The organism is uncultured Imperialibacter sp. (genome assembly GCF_963974565.1).
In the GTDB taxonomy this organism is placed as follows: Bacteria; Bacteroidota; Bacteroidia; order Cytophagales; family Cyclobacteriaceae; genus Imperialibacter; species Imperialibacter roseus.
The window spans coordinates 88,338-108,573 of record NZ_CAXBCJ010000020.1 but is presented as its reverse complement, the minus strand read 5'-3'; the positions used below and the strand labels follow the sequence as shown (position 1 = coordinate 108,573).

19 protein-coding genes are annotated in these 20,236 nt (G+C 44.0%); all 19 read right to left on the bottom strand.

Features of this window, described 5'->3' with window-relative positions; all coding sequences use genetic code 11:
* The coding region (locus AAC052_RS22625) for a hypothetical protein (protein ID WP_339815571.1) at positions 1-249 on the bottom strand (249 nt) is incomplete at its 3' end.
* A 14-nt stretch (positions 250-263) separates the two neighbouring features.
* Entirely contained in the window at positions 264-908 is a 645-nt protein-coding gene (locus AAC052_RS22620) for a cation transporter (RefSeq protein WP_339790959.1), read from the bottom strand.
* An 11-nt stretch (positions 909-919) separates the two neighbouring features.
* A complete protein-coding gene (locus AAC052_RS22615; RefSeq protein WP_339790961.1) occupies positions 920-1,336 on the bottom strand; it encodes a transcriptional repressor in 417 nt (138 codons plus the stop codon).
* 165 nt (positions 1,337-1,501) lie between these two features.
* Entirely contained in the window at positions 1,502-2,695 is a 1,194-nt protein-coding gene (locus tag AAC052_RS22610; RefSeq protein ID WP_339790963.1) for an efflux RND transporter periplasmic adaptor subunit, read from the bottom strand.
* A 24-nt stretch (positions 2,696-2,719) separates the two neighbouring features.
* A complete protein-coding gene (locus AAC052_RS22605; protein ID WP_339815570.1) occupies positions 2,720-7,141 on the bottom strand; it encodes a CusA/CzcA family heavy metal efflux RND transporter in 4,422 nt (1,473 codons plus the stop codon).
* A gap of 317 nt (positions 7,142-7,458) precedes the next feature.
* A complete protein-coding gene (locus AAC052_RS22600) occupies positions 7,459-7,779 on the bottom strand; it encodes a DUF6660 family protein (protein ID WP_339795345.1) in 321 nt (106 codons plus the stop codon).
* Between the two features lie 193 nt (positions 7,780-7,972).
* Entirely contained in the window at positions 7,973-9,988 is a 2,016-nt protein-coding gene (locus tag AAC052_RS22595) for a copper-translocating P-type ATPase (RefSeq protein WP_339815569.1), read from the bottom strand.
* A 22-nt stretch (positions 9,989-10,010) separates the two neighbouring features.
* Positions 10,011-10,616, bottom strand: coding sequence for a DUF2911 domain-containing protein (locus tag AAC052_RS22590; RefSeq protein WP_339815568.1), 606 nt, complete (start codon positions 10,614-10,616; stop codon positions 10,011-10,013).
* A 48-nt stretch (positions 10,617-10,664) separates the two neighbouring features.
* A complete protein-coding gene (locus AAC052_RS22585; protein WP_339795149.1) occupies positions 10,665-13,034 on the bottom strand; it encodes a multicopper oxidase domain-containing protein in 2,370 nt (789 codons plus the stop codon).
* A gap of 26 nt (positions 13,035-13,060) precedes the next feature.
* Positions 13,061-13,711, bottom strand: coding sequence for a methyltransferase domain-containing protein (locus tag AAC052_RS22580; RefSeq protein ID WP_339795151.1), 651 nt, complete (start codon positions 13,709-13,711; stop codon positions 13,061-13,063).
* Positions 13,711-14,166, bottom strand: coding sequence for a nuclear transport factor 2 family protein (locus tag AAC052_RS22575; protein WP_339795153.1), 456 nt, complete (start codon positions 14,164-14,166; stop codon positions 13,711-13,713). Before AAC052_RS22575 ends, AAC052_RS22580 begins: the two co-directional genes overlap by 1 nt.
* Positions 14,167-14,186: 20 nt before the next feature.
* The gene (locus AAC052_RS22570) at positions 14,187-14,930 is read right to left on the bottom strand and encodes a hypothetical protein (RefSeq protein ID WP_339795155.1); all 744 of its coding nucleotides are present in this window, start codon (positions 14,928-14,930) and stop codon (positions 14,187-14,189) included.
* 28 nt (positions 14,931-14,958) lie between these two features.
* Positions 14,959-15,414, bottom strand: coding sequence for a DUF2231 domain-containing protein (locus AAC052_RS22565; RefSeq protein ID WP_339795158.1), 456 nt, complete (start codon positions 15,412-15,414; stop codon positions 14,959-14,961).
* A gap of 77 nt (positions 15,415-15,491) precedes the next feature.
* Positions 15,492-15,923, bottom strand: a complete 432-nt coding sequence (locus tag AAC052_RS22560; RefSeq protein ID WP_339795160.1) for a nuclear transport factor 2 family protein — start codon at positions 15,921-15,923, stop codon at positions 15,492-15,494.
* 294 nt (positions 15,924-16,217) lie between these two features.
* Positions 16,218-16,589 carry a hypothetical protein gene (locus AAC052_RS22555; RefSeq protein ID WP_339795162.1) on the bottom strand — a complete coding sequence of 124 codons (372 nt, stop codon included), beginning with the start codon at positions 16,587-16,589 and terminating at the stop codon, positions 16,218-16,220.
* 150 nt (positions 16,590-16,739) lie between these two features.
* Positions 16,740-18,173: a multicopper oxidase domain-containing protein gene (locus tag AAC052_RS22550; RefSeq protein WP_339815566.1), complete on the bottom strand. Its 1,434-nt coding sequence runs from the start codon at positions 18,171-18,173 to the stop codon at positions 16,740-16,742.
* A gap of 245 nt (positions 18,174-18,418) precedes the next feature.
* Positions 18,419-18,922, bottom strand: a complete 504-nt coding sequence (locus AAC052_RS22545; RefSeq protein ID WP_339815565.1) for a DUF3347 domain-containing protein — start codon at positions 18,920-18,922, stop codon at positions 18,419-18,421.
* A 143-nt stretch (positions 18,923-19,065) separates the two neighbouring features.
* On the bottom strand, positions 19,066-19,413 hold the full coding sequence (locus tag AAC052_RS22540) for a hypothetical protein (RefSeq protein ID WP_339790048.1): 348 nt from the start codon (positions 19,411-19,413) through the stop codon (positions 19,066-19,068).
* A 286-nt stretch (positions 19,414-19,699) separates the two neighbouring features.
* The gene (locus tag AAC052_RS22535) at positions 19,700-20,143 is read right to left on the bottom strand and encodes a hypothetical protein (RefSeq protein WP_339790050.1); all 444 of its coding nucleotides are present in this window, start codon (positions 20,141-20,143) and stop codon (positions 19,700-19,702) included.
* Positions 20,144-20,236 lie beyond the last annotated feature (93 nt).

Below are 20,236 nucleotides of genomic sequence, written 5' to 3'. Positions count from 1 at the left end.
ATGGCCAAACTTTTCGGTGATCTCAGCCCCGGTTTGCTCCGCCAGTTTTTGGATCCGGTCAATAGAGATCAACTCCGGATCATAATGGAAGCAGAGTTGTGGTACACCATTGTCGGTTTCATCAGCCACATGTACTTTTTCAAGTCCATCTTTGTCCTGAAGCTGTATGATGAGCCTATCTACACATCGGTCTTTCTCATCAGGTACTTCTGGAAGTATCAAGGGTATTTTTATTAGTAGCTTTTTCATTTCCTTATTTATCGTTAGCAACAATTACTATCACATGAAAGGCGTTTTGTTTTGGCCTTGTCAAAAGCTTCTTTTCCTTCTTTCAAAGCGAACCAAGAGATACCCAGGCTTCCGATAGCATCTACATACGGTATTCGCCAAATCACATAAATTAGGCTGGAGGCAAGCAGGATGAACGAGAGGTAAAAGCAGGTCAGTGTGCAGCGTGCGTCCGATGTGATCGGTTCACTATCTAATTGCTTGCCTACTTTCATTTTTTCTCGGTAGAGAAAATACATTGTTGCAATTGAAACCACAGAAACAACAACTCCAGCTCTTGTCGTTTGTGGTTCGGACTGGTAAAAAATAGAAAGTGCGGCACCCACCACAAGTCCGGCCACAAGGATATACAGGGCCACACCCGTGACTTGAAGTGCTCTGACCTCAAAATGGTCACGTTGTTTCAATTCACTTCGCTGCATTCGCCAAATCATGTGCGTTATGCCTATCCCCGAGAGCACTTCTGCGAAACTGTCGACACCGAAACCAAATAAGGCCAGCGTATCATCAGTAGCCCCGAAAAAGGTAGAGATTATTCCTTCAATGGTATTATACCCTACCGTGATAAGACTAAGAATAAAGGCAAACTGCAACCTTTCTTGAATAATCTTCTGCTCCATAATATGTTTACTTACAATTTACAGTCTGAACAAACGCCCTTTACTACAAGGTTGGCTTCCTCAGGCTCGTAGTTTATCGGAAGTTCAATTTCCGGTATTTTGTAACTTGTAAGACATTTGGTCTGCCCACATACTCTACAGTGAAAATGCAGATGGAGGTCTCTTTCTATTTCGCAATTACACCCTTCTTCACATAATGCATACTTGGGCACGCCAGTACCATCATCAATACTATGCACCATACCGTATTCTTCAAATACCTTCAAGGTTCTGTAAAGCGTGGTTCTATCCGACTTTTCAAAGGCCTTATACAGCTCGGTAAGTCCGATTGCTGCCTCCCGACCCAGCAGGAATTCTAATACCAGTAACCGCATTGCTGTGGGTTTGATATTGTGAGATTTCAGGTTTTTTTCCAGCTCTTTGATCATGGCTCTCTTTCTTTATTGTTTAAAGATTTCCCGGTCTTTATACGAAATCCAATTGCTATTGCTGAGATATAGCTTTAATTCTTTTAGTTTTTGGCGTTGTAATTGGCTATTTTGGAAAGCAGGCAGTGACAATCTCTTGCCAACTGCCTATGCCTGTCACTAGATTTAGTGATCATGAGAAGTCTGACTTTTATTCATTTCTGATATCAAGTAATAGGCATTGTTCCATGCTACTTTAGTACCTTCCGGAAGTGGCATTAGCAATTTGATCTCTACCCATCCTTCATCTACTAACCCAGTTCGAATTTCAACCGCTTTGAAACCCCATTCTGTCTGTCCATCTTCCTTATGGGCTGCCGCCGTGAAGATAAAGGGCTTACCATCTTCCTCAATGATAGCAGATTCAGGTAAGGCCAGGACCGATTTTTCTCCTGTATGGATTCTTCCATTGATGTACATACCTGGTATAAGAAAATCCTCTTTCTGATCAATTTCAGCGTGCACGTGAACCGCTTTTGGATTTTGCTCAAATTGCTTACCTACAGAGTAAATCTTAGCTTTGAGCGTAGTACCGGGAACAGACTCTACCGTGAAGAAAATATCCTGTCCCTTCATTACTTTGTAAACATCCTTTTCAAAAACCATCAGGTCGGCGTGAATGTGATCATTGTTGACAATCATAAACATGCCTTTTTGAGGATCGACAAACTGACCAATCTGGACTTCCACTTTCTCGATGAAACCATCTATTGGGCTAACCACTGGAACATTCTGATATATATTGCCACGTTGCACCTTTTCAACGTTCAAACTGAGTTGGCGTAGCTGAGCTTCATAACCTTTGGCTTCGCCCTTCATTGATAGATAATCTGCCTGAGTTTGTTCGAAGGTTTTGCCAGACCCCACTTTTTCTTCGTATAGCTTTTTCTGTCGTTCATATTCTTTTTCAAGGTATTGCATCTGGCTGTAGACTCTCACATAGTTCATTTGCAATTGGGATAAGTCTGGATGCGCCAGCGTAGCCAATGTTTGGCCTTTCCTCACTTTATCACCTTCTATTACCTTAATCGTTGTCACGTTTGCCCCCAATATGGCCGTGACAGTAGCTTCATGCTGGGGCGGCACCTCTAGCTGCCCATTGGCTTCAACTACTCCCGACAAAGGTCTTGTTGGTATTTCGTCGACCTTTATGCCGAGGCTGTTAAACTTGAGTTGAGATAAATGGACTTCTCCTTCTCCACCTTTAATCTCTTCCTGCGGTTGTTCATCCTGCTGGCCTTCATCTGCCTTATTTCCACAGCTGGCAAGGAATGTTGCCACAAATGCTATGGTTACGATATATATAAAATGCTTTTTCATTTCTTTATTTTTTGAAATATTGAATTATTGTCCAATGAGGAATTCCAGATTGATTACAGCCTGGTTGTACCCGTTTAGTGTATTGATGTAATTGAATTTGATGCTGAGTGCCTGATTGATGTTTTGAAAATACTCTACATAGTCTATGGCTCCATTTTCAAAGCTTTTTCTGGCATTGTTTAAAATCAAATTGGCTTGAGGAATGGCTTTTTGCTTATAGTAATCAAGACTTCCCTGAAATTTTGTAATCTCCTCCATTTGCTGCCGATACTGGCCCTGAAGTGCTGTAAAGTAGTACTCCGAGTGGGTATTTGCCATCTGTGATCGCAATTGAGCAGATTTAACGCTTGCCTTATAGGAACCATAAAATAGAGGTATGGAAATACCTCCTTGTATTCCCCCAAATCGATCAGAAGAAGTCGCAATTCCACCGTTCTCTGTTTCGCCTCCTATCAATGATTGATTGAAATAACCGACAAAAAGATCGGGCATCAGCCTGGCTGACTGAACAGATTTTTCTGCATCTGCAATAGCTACTTGTTGTTTAGTCAACCCAAGTAGCGGGTTGTTCATAATCAAAGCATTGTCCTGTATGTTTATGACATCCCTTTCTATAAGGTCGGAAGGCTCGAAACGCAAACTAGATGTATCATTCAACAGGATTTGGAGCTGCTTTTCCTGAATGACAATGTCGGCCTCCAGCAACTTCAGCTGATTTTGAACTTCCATGACACCTGTTTCAGCTGCAGCCTTCTCAAGATAACTGGTTGCCTCGGTCTCGTACCGAATGGTAGCCGCATTTAGAAATCGCCCATATACTGTATCTTGATATAGCAGCAAGTTGCGCCTTTCGTGCAGGAAGGACAGTTCATACCAGGCCTGACGTATCTTCCATTTTAGATCATTTTCTGTAACAGCCAGCTGCTTTTGACCACCAACTACCTGTTCATTAGCGAGTTGCTTTTGCTTGGCATAAACGGTGGGAAACTCAAATGACTGGCCAACACTGATGGAGAAGTCATTCTCAAAGCTATTGTATTGACCGTATTGAACGCCAACACTAGTTTTTCCTAAATTAAATGCTGTCTTCCTTCCTTGCTCCTGAAGTTCTATGTTGGTAATTGCAACTTGAACATTGCCATTGTTGGCCAACCCCAGTGTGATCGCCTCATCCAAAGTAGTAATTGATTTCTGTTCCAGCTCTTGCGCTCGTGCCTTGGACGGAATTCCAAGAAGCAAACCACATACAATTAGAGCCATAATTGCGTTGGCCGCCGAGCCGGTATTTAGATTAACTTTTATAGACTTACGACCTTCAATGTAGGAATAGAGGACTGGCAGAACAATCAGCGTCAGCAGTGTTGCGCTGATCAGACCGCCTATTACTACAGTGGCTAATGGCCGCTGCACTTCAGCTCCTGCAGAGGCTGAAAATGCCATGGGTGTAAAGCCCATAATGGCGGCAGTAGCAGTCAACAATATAGGTCTAAGACGTTCTTGTGTTCCTGTGATAATTCGTTCTTTTATGTCTGTCATCCCTTCGGTTTTTAGTGAATTGAAACGACTGATTAAAACCAGTCCGTTAAGAACAGCCACCCCGAAGAGGACGATGAATCCGACTCCCGCAGATATACTAAAAGGCATACCTCTCACGGCCATGAAAAACACTCCTCCAATGGCCGCAAGTGGGATCGCCATGTAGATCATCACTGATTGGGGGAAAGATTTTAAGGCAAAATAGAGTAGTATAAAAATAAGAAAGAGGGCAATCGGCACCACCACTAACAATCTTGCTTTGGCTCGCTGCAAATTTTCAAACTCTCCTCCATAGGTGATATAATAGCCCGGTGGCAAGTCCAGTTCCGCATCCAGTTTTTGCTGAATATCTGTCACAACAGATTCTACGTCTCTACCTCGAACGTTTACACCCACGTAAGTCCTTCGAAAAGTATTGTCCCTGGATATTTGCATGGGGCCTGGGACATATTCGATATCAGCAACTTCCTTGATTGGCACTTGAGTACCATCAGGTAAATCTACGTATAGAGTTCTAAGATCCTCGATGCTTTGGCGATGTGATTCATCAAAACGAATGACCATTTCGAAGCGTTTTTCACCCTCAAAAATGACCCCAGCTACACCTCCCGCAAAAGCTCCGCTAACGTACTCATTCAATTTTTGAACATCCAATCCATATTGGGCCAGTTTCTTACGGTCGTATCTCACAGTCATTTGCGGCAGACCAGCAGTACGTTCTGCATTCACATCTCCAGCGCCCGGCACTGTTTGGATGATGGCAGCCATTTCCTGTACTTTTTGCGTTAACACGCTTAAGTCTTCACCGTACAATTTCACAGCTACATCTTCTCGAACTCCTTCAAGTAATTCATTGAACCTAAGTTCTACAGGCTGAGTAAAGACGAGATTAACGCCCGGAAGTATGTCTAACTTCTCTTTGATCTTCTCAATAAGCTGTTCTTTCGAATCTGCGGAAACCCATTTCTCTCTATCCTTCTCTAGAATTAGATACATATCGGCTATGTCTAAAGGCATGGGATCTGTTGGTATGTCGGCAACTCCAATTCTGGCGACTGCTGTTGTTATTTCCGGAAAATTTTCTTTTAATATGTTTTCGATCTTAATGGACACATCAATAGCTTCACTGAGACCACTTCCTGGTCGAATAAGGGCTTGCATTGCTATGTCGCCCTCATCGAGTTGGGGAATAAATTCACCCCCCATTCTTGAGAAAATGAGCCCCGCCCCGACGAGTAGAGCCAAAGCAATACCTATAACCGCTAATCGCAGTTTCAAGGCACCAATAATCAACGGATGATACACTTTATTTAAAGCATTGATGATCTTCTCGCTGAACTTGTTTATTCCGTTTTCTAACCTTGCAAACCAATTTTTTGGATTACTTATTGGACGCATTAGCAATGCAGTCATCATTGGCACATAAGTCAGGCATAGAATAATTGCACCTAGAACAGCATACCCAAATGTGTAGGCCATTGGAGTAAACATTTTACCCTCAACACCTGTTAAAAAAAGGATAGGGGTGAATACGATGAGAATGATGAGTTGTCCAAAAAAAGCAGCGTTCATCATGGTGCTCCCGGATTCATAGGCTATTTCGTCCATTTGAGCCTGATCAAACTTATTCTTGCCAGCCCTTATCCCCTTTTCAATTTCATGAACTGTGCCTTCAACTATAATCACAGCACCGTCCACGATGATTCCAAAATCAATGGCTCCGAGGCTCATCAAATTCGCCCAAACCCCGGTGGCTTTCATGAGAATAAATGCAAAAAGTAAAGAGAGTGGAATTAATGACGCAGTGACAATGCCACCTCTTAAACTTCCCAGCAGCACAACAAGAACAAAAATCACAATAAGTGCTCCTTCAATTAAATTTTTGCTGACTGTGCTTGTAGTCCGCTCAATTAGAGAGCTCCGATCAAGATATGCATTAAACTCAAGGCCTTCAGGAAGGGACTTTTCAATTTCAGTCATTCGCTGGATTACATTTTGAATGACCGCATTGGGGTTCGACCCTTTCAACATCATGATGATTCCCCCCACAGCCTCATGACCATCCTGAGTGAAGGCACCATATCGAACCTGATGCCCGAAATGAACTTTTTCAGCTACATCTCTGATGAGTATTGGAATGCCATTTTCGTTACGGACTGAAATATTTTCTATATCATCTATGGTGCGAACCAGACCTTCACCCCGAATGAAATTGGCCATTTTGCTTTTCTCAATATAGGCACCTCCCGTGTTGACGTTGTTGCGAGCCAATGCCTCATAAACCTCAGAAATACTAACGTTCAGAGCATTCAGCTTTTCCGGATTAATGGCCACTTCGTACTGCTTAATATAACCACCAAAGGAATTGATTTCTACAACTCCTTCAAGCAGCGTTAGCTGTCGCTTAACAATCCAGTCCTGAATAGTACGGAGCTCCATTGCTGAATACGCTGTGTCATATCCTGCTTTGGGCTGAATGGTGTATTCATAAATCTGTCCTAGCCCTGTGGAAATAGGCCCCATTGAGGGGCTACCAAATTCCTGAGGGATGGTTTCTTTCAGTTCATTGAGTTTTTCCTGCACCAATTGTCTGGGCAGGTAAGTACCCATATCATCTTCAAAGACAATGGTGACAACAGAAAGACCAAACCGAGAGATAGACCGTATTTCATCAACACCTGGAAGGTTCCCCATCGCCAACTCCACCGGATAAGTGACAAATTGTTCAATATCCTCTGTTGCAAGGTTCTCGGAAACAGTAATTACCTGTACTTGATTGTTAGTTATATCCGGGACTGATCCCAGATTAATGGTGGACATTGAGTAAATACCGACCCCAATCAGCGTCAGCGTTAACAGGCCCACAATGAATTTATTCTTTATTGAAAAAGAAATGATTTGATTGATCATATGACTATTAAATTATTAGACGTGGAAAACAATGAAGTGAATGAGCCTGACAATCGTAGCCAAAATGAGTATTGCGCTAATGAGAGCAATGAAAATCCATTTCAGCACGATTTTGACAGTCACCTTCTTACTTCCACTTTCCCCCCGTTTCTTTCGGGTTTTATTCAGTTTTTTCAAGCTGGACAAATAGAATTGAGCAAGAATAAAAGGTTGCTTTATGAGAAAAGCACGTGAGGGGTGTTTAGCAAACTTTCAGATAAGGTGTGATGAACCAAACTTTACCAGTCTGGCATACTTATCCCGCTAAACAATTGACATTATGATCTTGGAGGTTTGAGAAAGCCGGAGATTTCAATACTCATGAAATCCTGAAGATAGGAAGTATATACGTTGGGAAGTTTAGTTGGATGAGTAAAAACTAATCCCAAAACAGATACAAAGTGAACATGACAACAGTGACATACACAGAGCAGTGAGCAACCATCCAGGCCGCTTTCCTGTGAGTGGCCATGATTACTATCATTAGTACAACTCACTGACACGGCATTTTGTGAGCGCTCTACGGGTACCGTATCTGTGCATGCTACCCCCACAAGGGATATGAAATAAAAACTCAATATGTAAGAGGCAATTTTCACTGAATGCAAATATACGCAAATGTGTGATGCAAGGCTATTGCAAAGTTTGGATCAAGAGCTTTGTAGTTTCTTAAACAGTTTTATAGTGAATGACAAGACGTTTGTATTACTGAGGTTGGTTCCAAACATCTATTTTACGGAAATCTTTTTTCCTTTTTCAAGTGCTGCGGCAAGCGGCCAGCCCAGCTCACTACTACTTCATCGACCGTTTAAGAAGCTGCGCATTGATAGCGACTATCACAGTACTCAGGCTCATAAACACAGCACCAATGGCTGGACTTATCACCATGCCGGGAATAAACCCAGTCGCTAACGGCAATGCAACAGCATTGTAACCCGTAGCCCATACGAGGTTTTGTATCATCTTTTTGTAGGTGGCCCTGCCAAAAATCACCAGGTTAGCTATGTCCTTAGGATTGCTATTCACCAAAATGATATCTGCTGTCTCTGCTGCCACATCAGTCCCGGACCCTACAGCTATTCCTACATTGGCCTGAGCAAGGGCGGGCGCATCGTTGACACCGTCGCCTGTCATGGCTACAAAGTGCCCTTCCTTCTGCAGCTTCTTAATGATGTCGACCTTTTGGTCGGGCAGCACCTCGCTGTAATAGCCATCGAGGTCCAGTTTTTCACTGACCGCCTTGGCCGTCTTTTCATTGTCGCCTGTTGCCATGAAGAGCTTCATTCCTTTCGCTCTGAGCGTTTTGATGGCCTCAGCACTTTCCTCCCTTATTTTATCCGACAAAGCTATAAACCCAACCAGTTTGTCTTCCCTGATCACGAATACGATCGTTTCAGCAGCGTCAGAGCCAGCCTCTTTCGGAATATCAATATTCTTTTCTCTTAAATAACCCGGGCTTACTACTTTCCAATTTTTACCGTCAACACGTCCCTGAATACCTTTCGATGTCAGCGACTCAAAACTCTTTACGTTCTTCAGTTTCAGTTTTGCTTCTTTGGCGGCTTTCACAATGCCCTGTGCAATAGGGTGCTCGGAGCTTTGCTCTAACGATGCCACAGCAGCCATCATCTCTTCTTTAGAGAGGCTCTTGGTCTTGCTTTCGAACCTCGAAACACCGAATTTACCTTCGGTAAGAGTGCCTGTTTTATCAAAAACAAAGGCAGTAATCTTTCTTGCATTTTCAAAGGCAGTTCTGTTTCTGATCAGCAAGCCCTTGCCTGCCGAAACAGCCGTGGAAATGGCAACTACGAGAGGAATGGCCAATCCCAATGCGTGTGGACAGGATATTACCATCACGGTCACCATGCGCTCCAGGGCATAGTCCATTGGCTTGCCCATGGCCAACCATACGATGAGCGTAATCGCACCGGCGCTTATGGCCACATATGCCAGCCACTTGGCGGCCGTATTGGCCAGGTTCTGCGTTTTAGACTTCGCCTTTTGTGCGTCCTGCACAAGTTTAATCACCTTATTGAGGTAGCTCTCCTCCCCCGTCTTTTCTACCTTTACTTTGAAGGACTGATTGCCATTCACAGATCCCCCAATGACCTGATCGCCTTTTGCTTTCTTAGCTGGTTTGCTTTCGCCAGTCAGCATGCTTTCGTCAAGGTAGCTCTCGCCCTCCACTATGATACCATCAGCGGGAAGCTTTTCGTTGGCCTTAATGAGTATAATGTCATTCTTCTTTAGTTCAGACACTTTCACGTCCATCACATGATCGTCGTGAACAAGGTGCGCCTCCGCTGGCATCATCTGCACCAGAAGCTCCAGCGCACGGGAAGCACCCATCACCGACTTCATCTCTATCCAGTGGCCCAACAACATAATCACAATTAACGTCGCCAGCTCCCAGAAAAAGTCCTTTCCCTCCAAACCGAATACGACAGCCGAGCTATACCCATAGGCCACTGTAATGGCCACTGCAATCAGCAGCATCATGCCAGGTGTCTTCTCCTTTACCTCATCAATAAGCCCTTTCAGGAAAGGCCAACCCCCGTAGAAGAAAATGAGCGATGACAGTCCGAATAAAACATATTGATCGCCTGCAAAACCGAATTCAAATCCCAACCACTCCTGAATCATTTTGGATAGTGCCAAAATAGGAACGGTAAGGACAATCGACACCCAGAACCTCTTCTTGAAATCCTCTATCATGTGGGCGTGGTGACCGTGGTGACCCGAACCGCTGTGTTTAGAATGTTCGTGAGCATGATGCTCTTGATTGCTGGTATGATGATGATGTTCCATTGTGCTGATTTTAAGTCTGTTACTATTTGTCGCTGAACTCCAGAGTCACACCCAGTTTCTCCCACGTCATGGTAATAGCTCCCTTGCCATCTCCTTTGTCCTCAATATTATAGTTAAGCCTTTCCTGGAGCGGAAGATCAATTTGAGGTACTACTTCAACACGTACCACGTCTTCGGCTGCGGAATAATCATCCGCCAAATGCTGTTCCCAATTTCTATTGATAATTATCTGCCAAGAGTCCTTACCGGGAATGGTGAATAAGGCATATTTTCCTTCTGGCACTGTTACCCCACCTATTTCTACATCTTTCGAAAAGGTGATGCTGGTAGCACTGTGAGCACCCGTCACCCACACTTCGTTGAAAGGCACAAGTCCTCCCCATATCACCCGTCCTCTGGCTCCGGGAGCGTGGTATGCCATAGAAACGTGGACGCCTCCCACTTGTCCATGGGCTTCCTTAGGGATGCTTTTTTTCAGGGTATCCACCGAAGCAACCGCAGGCTCGGTAGCCTGATGCTGGTGCTCATCCATGGAAGATTTCTTTGACTCGCAGGCGGCTGTTAGCAGCACCAGCGCTAATAAAAGATAACTTAGGTTTTTCATTATGGTTGTTCTATAGTAATTCATTAAATAAATGTTTGTATGCACTTAAAAATATGTATTCAAATTAACCCCTTAAAATCTGACTGTTAACCCACCGCCAGTGCCAAACCGGTTGTCATGACTAGCTGTCAGTGAGAAATTTTTTGATATAATATAGTCTACCCCAACATTCCATACCTGTTCGGAGCGATAAGTCGCCACAGGGTCAGGAGACTGAAAGACGCCAAAATCAGGTCTGAATTCGTACCTCCCAAAAATAGCAACCCTTCTGAAAATGAGGTATTCAGAAGACAGCCGTAATTGTGGTCTTAGCTGATTGTCAATTCCCAGGTCGGCATTTATGAAATAGGGGAGCAAATAACGAACACCTACCTGAGCAACAGTATTGAACTGACTCAAATCTCCACTGGTCGCATTTTCTGTATTCAGCCCACCATACACTCTAAAATAGTCGCTCAGGTAGTACTCGTACGACAAGTCAGACTCAATATTGTTGTTCCAGCCGTACTCCACTCCGAAATTAAATTGACTGCGTACGTTGGAGGTCGTTACTTCTACAGCCGACATATGACTTGCTCCGTAAGCAACTCCCCAGAAATAATATTTGTTTGTCTCCTTAATAAGTGCGGACAGCGGATATCTGTTCAATTTTGGGTCACGGGGTGTGCCGTAGCTAAACACCCTTGCCATACCACCTTCCATGTGATATAAAATATGACAGTGGAAAAACCAATCTCCATATTCGTTGGCATCAAACTCTATAGTGATGCTTTGCATGGGAGCCACATTCACTGTATGCTTTAGTGGCGAGTAATCACCATTTTTATTAATTACCCTAAAAAAATGACCGTGCAAGTGCATAGGGTGATTCATCATTGTAAGGTTATTCATGGTGATACGGACGATTTCTCCCTGCTTGATTTCTATCTTATCAGCTTCATCCAGAACCTTACCGTTCATGCTCCATATGTACCTCCACATATTTCCATTCAGATTGAGTACCATTTCCCGAACAGGCTGGTCACCTGGGAAGCTGGTTGCCTCGGGTGACTTCAAAAAATCATACCCCTGATCAGGCCCCATACCAACCCCCGTCAGTACAGACTCCTTCTGGCCCTGCGGCAAATTCATCTGCATCTTGCCGTGCTGCATGGGGTTCGCTGTTGGGGTAGGTAGTGTATCCGTCGGCGATTGTATTGGCATATCCATTCCCTCGTGCATGGAACTTTCACTGGGAGTAGATTTATCTCCCATGTCCTTATTTTCCATCCCGTCCATCTTCATTCCCGACATATCTCCCTTCATCTGCATCCCATACCTCTCCATCTTCTCAAGACCTTCATTGGTAGACGGGTTGAAAATCATGGCTGGCGCTCCCATTTTCATTTCCATTTTCGCCATGGCTTTCATTATTCCTACATAGTCAGGTTTCGGTACGTCAGGTGCCGCAATGATAGATCCTGCACCTAAAAACGCTGACGTTTTCCCCGCACCATCCATAGAGGTAGCTCTGATTTCAATCTTACCATTTTCCGGAACAGTAACCAAAAAATCGTAAGTCTCCGCCACTGCGAAGAGGGTTTTGTTACGTTTCACGGGAACAACGTCAACACCATCAGAAGCGATCAAAGTAGGTGTCTCACCACCAAATGTCAACCAGTAATAAGTAGAAGCAGAAGCATTAATCATTCTGACCCTCACCTTTTGACCGGGCTTTAAATCAGGGTATTCCTGCTCTTTAGCACCATTGGTCAAAAAGGCGTTATAATACACATCAGCAATGTCGGCACCTGGCATTCGCTGCCTCCAGAACTTAAGCTGCGCCCCTAGTCCTCCACGGCTGATGACCCTGGCCAGCGGAGTGACGGTATTTCTTTTGATTGAATACCATTCGTTCCTTCGCTTAAGATTCTTCATCACGTGCATGGGGTTTTCGTCTGTCCAGTCGGAAAATACCAACACAAGATCTGTATCGTATTCTATTTTTCGTTGACGTGGTTCAATTACTATCGACCCGTACACTCCGAGCTGCTCTTGCAGGCCAGTGTGCGAGTGATACCAGTAGGTCCCACCTTGCCGCAGTGGAAACTCGTATTTCTGCGTTTCTCCCGGCTCTATCGGAGGGGTGGTGAGGTAGGGAACACCGTCATAGTAATTGGGTAATATGAGTCCGTGCCAGTGGACAGAGGTCTCTACATCAAGGTCGTTTTTGACATAAATCACAGCATATCCGTCCTCTTCAAACCGAAGAGTGGGGCCGGGAATTTGTTGATTGATGGCAAGTGCTTTTCTGTCTTTCCCAGTCAAATTAATCGTTTTCTCGCTGATTGTCAGCCTATATTCTGTTGTATCAACCTGCGCATAGGATTCCTCCAAAGGGGACAGCACAATACAAACTGCTGAAATCACTTCTATTAATAATTTTCGATGATTGATCTTCATTTCAATTGTTTCGTTAATAAATCTATTTAGGTGCGTGAGCAGACATGATATGTAAAGGTGCCCAGCATAGAATTAATATATTCAGCCTCCTGAACCTCCGAAAAACCTGCACTAGAGAGATATTCTGGGATGAGGCCGTTGACATTGTCGTTGGTAGTGGCAAAGCCGTCGAGGAATTGAACCATGTAAAATGCATTGCGCAGGGTTTTTGTTTTCGCCTTGCCCCAATCGCCAAGAACGAATCTTCCGCCAGGTTTAAGGAGCCTGTGAATTTCCCTCATGGACCATATTTTAGAAGCTTTATCAAGGTGGTGAAACACAAGGCAACTGTATACTTTATCAAAGGTTCCTGACTCAAAGGGAAATTCTCCACCATCATACAGTTCCAGTGGGATATTGAATGAATGCCTGCTTAGCTTTTTGGCGGCGATCTCACGCATTTTTGGATCAATATCCAGCCCAATGAGGTGGCAATCAGAACAGCGATTTGCTGCAACAAGCAGGTTGGTACCGGTACCAAAACCAAACTCCAGAATATGCTCCCCAGCCTCTGGGACCAGGTGGTCAACCAGCTTCGCTCTAATCCTTCGTTCAGGCATGGTCACCTTTATGGCCAGATCGTACCAGTCGCTCAGGGAGGCAAAACCTAATGCCGGGGTATATCGCTTGCTTGCCATTATTTTCTAGCCCTCGAAGAGTTGTGGGTCTTTATTATCTTCCAGTTGCCGTCTATTTTCTGCAAAATTGATGTAGCAACAGCCTTTCTCTCCACCTTTTTTCCATCTTCCTTGAACACAAGAGTATATACATACGACTCAGTCGTGAAAGCATAAGGGAGGGCCACAACAACCTCAATTTCGTATTCACTGAATGTGAAAGACGAAAAATGTCCAAGTTCTGGGCCTATGTGATGGGCTATATAATCGGCATAAGTGCCTTCTATTTTCCCAGACTCCACTACCTGTGAGTCATCCGAAAACAAGGCATAAGATTTGGAGACATCCAGACTTTCCAGCACCTCTTTGTACTTTTTCATGACTTGCTTCACCTGCTCGGTGTCAGTTTGAGCCAAAGCGGGCTTTGCTGAATAAAACAACAAAAAGACAAAAATGTATATCGTGTAATTTTTCATAATGATGTGTGTGAGATCTACTATTCGTTTGACAATGGTGAAACTTCAATAGACTTGATAAGCACGGTTCCAGATCCTTTGAGCATGATTCCTACAAAACCATCCTCCATGACATCTCCATGCCCATGTGTGATTGTCTTATCTCCTATATACCCTTTGTAGTGCGAACCGGCGGCGGAAACTCTCAAGTCTAGCCATCCGGTACCTGGCGAATATGCTTTCTCATCAAAGATTTTCTCGGCGCCATTTACGGTTCGGCCAAGCCTCATTTTTTCACTTGTAAGCTCCACAAACTCAAATTTGTCTTTGTCCTGAGCGTGATGAATCAACCTGAACGAGCCCTCGAATTGCGAGATATTCGTCGAGACAACCACCCCTACACTGCCGTAGGCGGCATGAAAAACAAAACCAGCTTGCTTACCATTTGGAGTTAGTTTCAGGACTTTACTTTCACCTTCGTTGACTACTTCAGGGCTAACATCATTGACACTGCCGGCCAGAAAATGGAAATCAGATTGAAGAATATTTTCATCAGTGGCACCCGGACGCCATATTTTGGCGTCGCCATCACTGGTAGCAGAATCATTATGGCCTTCATGCATTTCTGTCGCATGCTCATGTGCTTCTCCCTCTTCATCGTGCGCAGTGGCAACTTCATCATGCGCTTGCTTTTCTGACTCACTTTTATTGACTTGTGAACAAGAGGCTATCATGGCCAAAGCTAGAAAGGCCATCATATACGTCACTTTTTTAGAAAATTTCATATCATCTTTTGTGTAATGTGAATACTAATTATTTGCTCGTGCCTACCCCATATTTGTAGACCAGCTTTCCTCCAAGGTCGGCTGTTTTGGCTACCACGGCGATGCCAGCCAGCCCCACAGCAAAAAGGGCAACCGCTATTATCCGCTTCTTGTCCCACCTTTTCCAAAAAAGACCTATCCGGGCTGTAGCGTACGCCAGAAAGAAATAGAGCGTATAATGTCCCCAGTCGGAATGGCTACCGGCTGTCATCTCCCCCTGGAATGAAATAGCCACATTATCTATGGCCTGCTCACCACTGAAGAAGGCTGCCAGAGCCGAAACTGCTGCCAAAACATACAAAGCCAATGTTGCATTTCTCAGCTCCCAACCCTGCTTGATAAGGGTGAGGAAATCAAACAACACGGCCACCAGCCAAAGAGCGATGGGGAAGTGGATAATTAACGGGTGCACATTAGGCGCCCAATCAGGAATTAATGTTTCCATTTTAATTGTTCATTTTTTTTAGTTTCATACAAGTGTGCATCTGATTTCTGAAATGGAGTCTTTCGATGGACGCTTGATCAAAATTGGCGAAAGGAGTTATGGCAGTGAATAATCCTCCACTCTCCGTTGTCAAATTTCAAGATGGTGGTTGTTATACCACTTCCTGAAATACCTTGCAAACTTCCATTGCTTTCAATCTCATACCTGAACTCCTCGATCCCCATTGCCATGTCGAAATGAGTGTGGATGCTTACAGAGTAGTCTTTAAAATGAAGCCGACAGTCGCTTGACGAATCTTTCAAAAAACCACTAAATGGCATGGCCCTTCTTCCAGAGTCCACAAACAAGACATCCTTGCCATATTGGCTCTCAAAGGACTGGAAATCAAACCTTTCAACTAAAGACCTGCAATGTTTCAGAATAGATCTCAACTCCGACTCAACTTTGTCTCCCTTTCCTCCCGAGGTGAGAATTTGAAGGTACCTGAACACCAATAATAACCGGCTCATAATAGAATGATTGTACTACGTTTCTCATATAGCATGCATGGAAATAGCTGTTTCTAGCCAGTTGCCCACCATAGGGGTATACTGCCCGAAAACAACTCAAGGTTCTGATGGTTTCTCTCTTGATGGCATAAGTTTGACGTTACCGCTGAAGCAGTCAGTGATCACACGCAACGCAGCTGAGAGTGTTAGAACCCAATTATCACCCAAGTTTAGGGCATGGAATAGCAATGCATTCCAATTGCAGCGCAATTGGTAACGATAAATTGCAAACAGCGTAAACTTGAAAGTTGTTGGTTATGAAAACTTAGGGGGATGAAATATGCACCTGGCGCTCGAAGTAATCACACTGAAACAATAGGGCTTCAGCTTTTTCACCAAGGACGATTCGCCTGGCATATCCAAAAGTTCGGCTACACTATTTTGAACGCAAACAGGATTATTGGCGCTCAAATTAAAATGGTCAGCTTCATTTTCACTAAGGGGATAATGGCTTGGGTCTTCCCAATCATGCACATAGTGGCCTAGTAAAGCTACAGCAGAAGAGTGGTCTGAACTGAGGTGATGCAGACTATGGCTAAGGAGAAATCCTATCTTTTTCAAAGGGATATATTGAAAACTTTGCCCCAAGAAAGCTGCAACAATAAATATGGCTATTATTCTTTTCAATTCAAGTAAATTTAACATTTTCCAATGAACTAGCAAAGTTCTTTGCCCCTCAATTTCGCACAAAACCGCTCACTTTCCGGCTAAAAAAAACCTAGTTAGAATAGCAAAGTTTCAGGCATGCTGGCAATTTTCAATCTCCACTTCGCACAACTATACAATTTCAAAGTTGAGCATCATGCCATCATCCTCATGCTCCAGATTATGGCAATGAAATACAAATTCACCAGGCGTATCTGGGAAAGTCATAATAAGTCTGACCTTTTCCTTCGGTAAGATCAAAACGGTGTCCTTCCATCCTTTCTCCGAGGGGATAATGCCATTCCTCCCCCCGGTTCTCGACAATATTTGAAACTGAACTGCGTGTATGTGGATCGGGTGTATTTCATCGCCTGCATTGTCAAACTCCCAAATTTCCGTGGCCCCGGCTTTCACTGTCTCGTCAACTCTGCCTCTCTTATAAGACTTTCCATTGAAAGTATGCATAGCTCCACTGCCCATCATCCCCATCCTGTTAATCTCAAAGTTCCTGACTTTAGTTGCTTGATTTTCAGGAATCTTGTCGATGACCGAAAGAGAGCCGGGTGGCTGAAAGGTATCACCGGTTGATGCCCCGATAATAAATTTCATGATTTTGAAGCTCTCGGCTCCTTGCGACGATCCCCCATTGAACTTTTTGCTTTCCAAATAGACTTCAGAGCCTACTGGTTCTGCCGAAAAATCTACCAAAACGTCCAGTCGCTCGCCAGGGCCAAGCAAGACTTCATTGACATCTTCAGGCGCACCAAGCAGACCACCATCGCTCCCAATTATTTTCATGCCCAAATTGGGGCTCAGAGCAAGATTATAAACCCTTGCAGTAGATCCATTCAATATCCTCAACCTGTACCACCTCCCCTGAGCTTCGTGAAAAGGTGATGCTACGCCATTCACCGTGATCGTCTGGCCAAAATACCCGGTCATCGTTTCCATCATTGACGGATCATAGACCAATTTTCCTGCCTTCAACCTTTTATCCTGAATGACCAGCGGAACCTCGAAGTCGCCAGCGGGAAGTCCGAGTGCCAGTTCTTCGTCATCATTGATAATAAGTATTCCGGCCAGGCCATTATGCACTTGCCTTGCAGTGGCGCCATGCGGATGCGGATGATACCAGTGGGTTCCGGCTCTTTGATCAATTGGAAAACTGTATTGAAATGATTCTCCAGCTTTTACAATGTCGACAGGATTGCCATCCATGTTAGCTGGCACCTTCAGCCCATGCCAGTGTACGTTTGTTGGCTCGGATAGAGCATTTTGCACGCTGGCAATAAGCATCTCGCCCCTAAAAGCCCGAATGGTGGGACCCAGAATATTGCTCCTGTAGGCGAACGTGCTGGTTGTTTTGCCTTCTAAAATGCTGGTTCTTTGGCTACCTGGGCTCAAATCAAGAGACGCTCCAGCTTCTTCCGGCAATGGCAATGGCATATCAAACCCCGTGTCTACGATGCCTACATTTCCATCCCTGTCGTGGAACATGCAGTTCTGAAGAACCATGGGTAGAACTACAGAACCAGCGGAAAGCTTTACAAAATGTCTTCTCTTCATACCACGTGATAATTTAAAAGTTTCTTTTTGGCCCTTTTAAGCTTTTTACTTTTTCGCACATACGTATCCGCAGCGTCACGACAATGGCATCCTATTTAAGTTCGCTGCCTTTGGTGCCTGCGTCAATGGCTGAAATACTCAAAAGAATTCAAGTACTTCAGCCTTTAATAACAACCTAACCAGTGGCGATTGAGCATTTGAATGATCAGTTCTATGTATGATCATTATTAGTTTTGGCCTGTCCCCTATTCAATCGTCTCCTTCACGCTGCCGCAGGAAAGCATCTTGCTCCCGTAGTAAGGATTCTTTATTTCCTTGTCGTTAGAAAGCCACGAACCCTTGGCCATAGGACAATAATCCAAATAGATAGTGCCCATTGAAAGCTTAGCTCCCTTCACCAGGGCAGTCATCTCATTGCTTAAGCCCACAAAAGCTTTGCGCTGGTCGTCCAGCGTAGCAGCCTTGGCTACTTTGGCTGCTTCGGCAAGCGCAGACTTACTATTGTCTACCGCTGCCAGTGACTTTTGAAGTCCAGCTGCCGCAGTGGTTGCGCTTTTTGATTCCGAGGCCACCAATGCCTCTTTCAATTGAATGTATGCGCCATAGGCAAGACCTATGTTCTGATCTTCAAACATTGGTGCCATTTGTTTACTTGTTGCCTTTTCAGCGGTGCCACTGGCGTGGTCGTGTTGTGCACTTGCAGAGAAGCTTACCAAAGCAAGCCCGAACATTAGCATTGACTTTTTCATAATGATTGATATCTATTGCGGCGATTGGCCGCTTTTAGGTATAACAGTTAATAAATAAATTCTGTGGAAATAATATTGAAGGGGTGAACCAATACCAGAAAGTATTGTGTCGCTAACTTAAAACTCCCAAATTGATCAGGGGCCTAAATAAGAAATGACTGAACGAGCACTTGAATATCTCGATCTATCAACGGGGGGCAATAGTTTTTGTATGAAGGGCCGTCGACTATAATAGTTTCAAACCATATGTAATCCAACGGGGCAACAATAGCCGCTAAATGAATTTCTGAAAAGGCGACAATACTATTTTCAATAACTTCATTCTGACCGTCAATTAATACCTTCTGATCTTGACAGCAGCTATTTTCATTGGTGATTCGGTGATGCTCATCACTAATATTGGATTGATTCGCACCACAAGAAGGCCTTTCCTGAATCATTTGACACGATTCAGCTTTTCCAATTAACGACACTGTCTCCAGTTCGCCCATACAAAAGTGCATTGCAATACTAAAGCTACTCGAACTGAATAGCATCAGAATTGACAATAAAATGGACAATATTTTTCTAAAACGGTTCACAAAGCAATAGTGATCTACAGGTAGTAACGAATATTGAGTACAATTGTTCATGCTCGATCCCTCGCTTTTGCAAATGCGATTCGGTGAGGAATTCATTTTCCATATAAGAAACCAAACCATAATGTAGGTGGTAGAGGTTTACAGGAATCGCCGGTGAAACTCGAAGATTGGCCAAGCATTGTATGATTTCCATCTTTTATTGGGTCTTAGAAAATTCCGTATAATTTGATTCCGATTCAAAATAGGCAACAACTCCCTGTTGATTAAGCAGCACGATGTAGGCTTCTGATTTGTCCACAGGATTACCGCTGAAAGGGTCAATGGCGATCCTTGTACTTTCCAGGTTGTTGAGCTTATCTACACATCCCTGGCAGCATCCATAATAGGTCTTTCCATTGACAGGCACAGGGATTTGTGGCTTTCCCATGTATGCGTCGTTGACCATGCACACCAAATTTGGATCAATTGGTTTTTGAACTTCTGTAAAGCTGAAGCTATCAGATGGGCTTTGCTGGAGATAGTTGATCCAATACGCTAGACCAGCGGTGGTCACTACCAGGGTAGCTAATACGAGGTAGACATACACCATGATTTTGGTGGATGTCCCTGGATAATTTTTATTAAATTTCTTTTTCTTCATGGCATTGCACATTTGGTGCCTGCAAGAAGAGTGGAGGAGGGACTGGTCACCGAAACGATATCCAATCTAACTTTCCACTCTTCAAAACAGGAC

What these genes read in the sequence shown, in the direction of transcription:
- AAC052_RS22620 (WP_339790959.1), bottom strand. Translation starts at nt 908, where the DNA reads ATGGAGCAGAAGATTATTCAAGAAAGGTTGCAGTTTGCCTTTATTCTT.
- AAC052_RS22615 (WP_339790961.1), bottom strand. Translation starts at nt 1,336, where the DNA reads ATGATCAAAGAGCTGGAAAAAAACCTGAAATCTCACAATATCAAACCC.
- AAC052_RS22610 (WP_339790963.1), bottom strand. Translation starts at nt 2,695, where the DNA reads ATGAAAAAGCATTTTATATATATCGTAACCATAGCATTTGTGGCAACA.
- AAC052_RS22605 (WP_339815570.1), bottom strand. Translation starts at nt 7,141, where the DNA reads ATGATCAATCAAATCATTTCTTTTTCAATAAAGAATAAATTCATTGTG.
- AAC052_RS22595 (WP_339815569.1), bottom strand. Translation starts at nt 9,988, where the DNA reads ATGGAACATCATCATCATACCAGCAATCAAGAGCATCATGCTCACGAA.
- AAC052_RS22590 (WP_339815568.1), bottom strand. Translation starts at nt 10,616, where the DNA reads ATGAATTACTATAGAACAACCATAATGAAAAACCTAAGTTATCTTTTA.
- AAC052_RS22585 (WP_339795149.1), bottom strand. Translation starts at nt 13,034, where the DNA reads ATGAAGATCAATCATCGAAAATTATTAATAGAAGTGATTTCAGCAGTT.
- AAC052_RS22580 (WP_339795151.1), bottom strand. Translation starts at nt 13,711, where the DNA reads ATGGCAAGCAAGCGATATACCCCGGCATTAGGTTTTGCCTCCCTGAGC.
- AAC052_RS22575 (WP_339795153.1), bottom strand. Translation starts at nt 14,166, where the DNA reads ATGAAAAATTACACGATATACATTTTTGTCTTTTTGTTGTTTTATTCA.
- AAC052_RS22570 (WP_339795155.1), bottom strand. Translation starts at nt 14,930, where the DNA reads ATGAAATTTTCTAAAAAAGTGACGTATATGATGGCCTTTCTAGCTTTG.
- AAC052_RS22565 (WP_339795158.1), bottom strand. Translation starts at nt 15,414, where the DNA reads ATGGAAACATTAATTCCTGATTGGGCGCCTAATGTGCACCCGTTAATT.
- AAC052_RS22560 (WP_339795160.1), bottom strand. Translation starts at nt 15,923, where the DNA reads ATGAGCCGGTTATTATTGGTGTTCAGGTACCTTCAAATTCTCACCTCG.
- AAC052_RS22550 (WP_339815566.1), bottom strand. Translation starts at nt 18,173, where the DNA reads ATGAAGAGAAGACATTTTGTAAAGCTTTCCGCTGGTTCTGTAGTTCTA.
- AAC052_RS22545 (WP_339815565.1), bottom strand. Translation starts at nt 18,922, where the DNA reads ATGAAAAAGTCAATGCTAATGTTCGGGCTTGCTTTGGTAAGCTTCTCT.
- AAC052_RS22540 (WP_339790048.1), bottom strand. Translation starts at nt 19,413, where the DNA reads ATGGGCGAACTGGAGACAGTGTCGTTAATTGGAAAAGCTGAATCGTGT.
- AAC052_RS22535 (WP_339790050.1), bottom strand. Translation starts at nt 20,143, where the DNA reads ATGAAGAAAAAGAAATTTAATAAAAATTATCCAGGGACATCCACCAAA.